The 2,922-nt window shown below is 59.8% G+C and carries 2 protein-coding genes; both read left to right on the forward strand.

The annotated features are described in order from the left end of the window. The first annotated feature begins 110 nt into the window (after positions 1-110). On the forward strand, positions 111-1,286 hold the full coding sequence (locus ACROSR_RS20390; protein WP_432687707.1) for a type I restriction-modification enzyme R subunit C-terminal domain-containing protein: 1,176 nt from the start codon (positions 111-113) through the stop codon (positions 1,284-1,286). Continuing rightward, positions 1,287-2,810, forward strand: a complete 1,524-nt coding sequence (locus tag ACROSR_RS20395) for a type I restriction-modification system subunit M (protein ID WP_432687708.1) — start codon at positions 1,287-1,289, stop codon at positions 2,808-2,810. Positions 2,811-2,922 lie beyond the last annotated feature (112 nt).

Genomic DNA, 2,922 nt, shown 5'->3' on the forward strand with positions numbered 1-2,922 from the left:
TATGCACAGCGCGACGTGCTCGATATGGTCGCGTGAAATGAAGCTATAGGTCTCCGGTAAATCCGGGGCGATTCATCTTCGACCATTGGGGCAACTTCGCTCGCTTCGAGATGGGCTATCGCCCTGCCGAGGCCACGCAGGGCAAGCCGCTTGCTCAGCTGGTCTTCGATGAGCGGCTGAACGTTGCGGAGATCGCCCTTCAGAAAAGCGAAATCGCGGCCTTCGACGCTGTCATCAAGCTCGTGGAGCAGGACATCAATGCCCTGCCGGAAGAATCCATCGCGGTTCGGGAGAAATGGAAGGAGAAGCGCGCACTATCACGCCCCGAGGTATTGAAGGCATTCGCCCCGGCGACCGTCGCCAGGCTGCGCCAGGAGATCGCTCCGTTGATGCAGTGGCGAAACATCCGTGGCTTGGGCGACGCCCTCGCGCTCGACCTCCTCATCGCCCGTATGCAGATCGCGGTGCTTCGTGGCTCGGGAGAGATTTCTGATCTGAAGATCGAGCTCCTCGACCGCCTAGCATCCCTTCAAATGCACCTAAACCCGGTGCGCGAGAAGGCGGAAGTCATCAAGTGCGTGAAGTCAGATGCCTTCTGGAAGGATGTAACGTTTGCTGACTTGGAAGGCGCACGTCTCCAGCTTCGTGAGATCATGCATCACCGGACGAAGGGTGGCTCGCAGGGAGTTCCTCCGAAGGTGGTCGATATCACAGAGGATGCCGGGCAGATGCAGTTTGCCCGTCGTTCGGCAAGCCTCACCGCCGTCGATAACAAGGTGTACAGGCAGATCGTCGAAGCGGAACTCAAGCAGCACTTCGAGACCAATCCGGTCTTGAAAAAGATCCGTGCCGGCGAAGCCGTGTCCGACCGCGAAATCGACTCGCTCGTGTCCCTTGTCCTGACCCAGCATCCGGACGTAAGACGTGAGCACCTTGAGGAGTTCTTCAGCGAGACCGCCGGTCCGCTCTATCTCGCGATCCGGGTGATCGTGGGCATGGACCCCGAGGCGGTGCGGGAAAAGTTCACCGCCTTCGTCCAGAAGCATCCGAAGCTGAGCGCGAAGCAGACACGCTTCATCGCGCTGCTGCAAAACCACATCGCACGGTACGGTACGATCGAGGTCGAGCGGCTCTACGACGACCCGTTCACTGTGGTCGACGCCGACGGACCGGACGGGGTATTCGAGGACGAGTCTGACCTCACCGATCTTATATCTATCGTTCGCTCCTTCGGCCCCGCGGTCGAGGAGCGCCCAGACGACAGCCCGAACGAGAGGAAATCATAAATGGTCACGGGTGATCTCAAGCGGCGCGTCGACGCGCTCTGGACAGAATTCTGGCAGGGTGGGATTACCAACCCGCTGACGGTGATCGAGCAGATCACGTTCTTGATGTATGCGCGCCTCCTCGACATCAACGAGGCGCGGGATGAAAACCGCCAGAAGCGGACCGGCAGGTCTTTCCAGCGCCGCTTCAAGGAGGACGAGCAGCACCTGCGCTGGTCGCAGTTCCGTCACCTAGGATCCGACCAGATGCTGCCCCTCGTGCGCGACAAGGTTTTCCCACACTTCCGCACCACCGTCGTCGGCGGCACGGCCTTCGCGGAGTTCATGAAGGACGCTCAGCTAATGATCCAGAAGCCTGGGCTTCTGGTGAAGGCCGTGAACATGATACACGAGCTCCCGCTGACCGAAGGCGATACGAAGGGCGACCTCTACGAGTACCTGCTGAGCAAACTGACGACGGCTGGCATCAACGGTCAATTCCGCACACCGCGGCACATCATTCGGTTGATGGTCGACATGCTTGAGCCCAAGCCGACAGACGTGATCGGCGACCCCGCCTGCGGCACCGGCGGCTTCCTCGTCAGTGTCATGGAGTACCTGCTCGAAACCTACACTTCGCCCGCGGCCGTGATCGAAGAGAAGGATCCCGAGACCGGCGCGGTCGAGAAGATCTTCACCGGCGACCTGCTCGAAGAGCAACGCGAGCACATCCGTAGCAGTATGTTCCATGGCTTTGACTTCGACGCCACCATGCTGCGGATCGCAGCGATGAACCTCATGCTGCACGGGGTCGATGATCCTGATATCCATTATCAGGACACGCTGAGCAATGGCTTCACGGACAAGTTTCCGAAGCAGGCGAGCGAGGGCTTCGACGTTATCCTCGCCAACCCGCCCTTCAAGGGCAGCCTCGACTTCGAGGATGTGCACTCTGGCTTGCTGCGCCAGGTCAAGACGAAGAAGACCGAGCTGCTCTTTCTCGCGCTGATCCTGCGCATGCTGAACACCGGCGGGCGTTCGGCGACCATCGTGCCCGATGGGGTGCTGTTCGGTTCCTCCGGCGCGCACCGTCAGCTGCGCCAGCTCCTGGTGGACCATAACCAGCTGGAAGCCGTGATCTCGCTGCCCAGCGGTGTGTTCCGGCCCTATGCGGGCGTGTCCACCGGCATCTTGGTCTTCACCAAGGGCGGACGTACCGACAACGTCTTCTTTTATGACGTCGAGGCCGATGGTCTGTCACTGGACGACAAGCGGGAGCCTGTTGCCGAGAACGACCTGCCAGTTTGCCTTGACCGCTGGCGCTCCCGCGATCCGAAAAAGGACACGGACCGGACCTCGAAGGCGTTCTTTGTCTCGGCTACCGAGATCAAGGAGGCCGGCTACGACCTCTCACTCAGCCGGTACAAGGAACGTGTCTACGAAGAGGAGAACTTTGATCCACCCCATGCGATCCTTGGTAGGATGAAAGAACTCAACGACGAAATTGCCGACGACCTGGCTGAGCTTGAGGAAATGCTCGAATGACCTGTGCAGTTCAATTGGGTGACATCATTCAGCTTCGTAAGCGCCAGCTGGGCCCCACGGGCTTTTCAGCTTGACGTCTGGAAGTTCCAAGGGAGGAGTTCGTCGATCCGGT

It is taken from the genome of Roseovarius tibetensis (genome assembly GCF_050896375.1).
Classification (GTDB): domain Bacteria; phylum Pseudomonadota; class Alphaproteobacteria; order Rhodobacterales; family Rhodobacteraceae; genus Roseovarius; species Roseovarius tibetensis.

Excerpts from the sequence above, each read along its gene's own strand:
- ACROSR_RS20395 (WP_432687708.1), top strand. The coding sequence starts at position 1,287 with ATGGTCACGGGTGATCTCAAGCGGCGCGTCGACGCGCTCTGGACAGAA.
- ACROSR_RS20390 (WP_432687707.1), top strand. The coding sequence starts at position 111 with ATGGGCTATCGCCCTGCCGAGGCCACGCAGGGCAAGCCGCTTGCTCAG.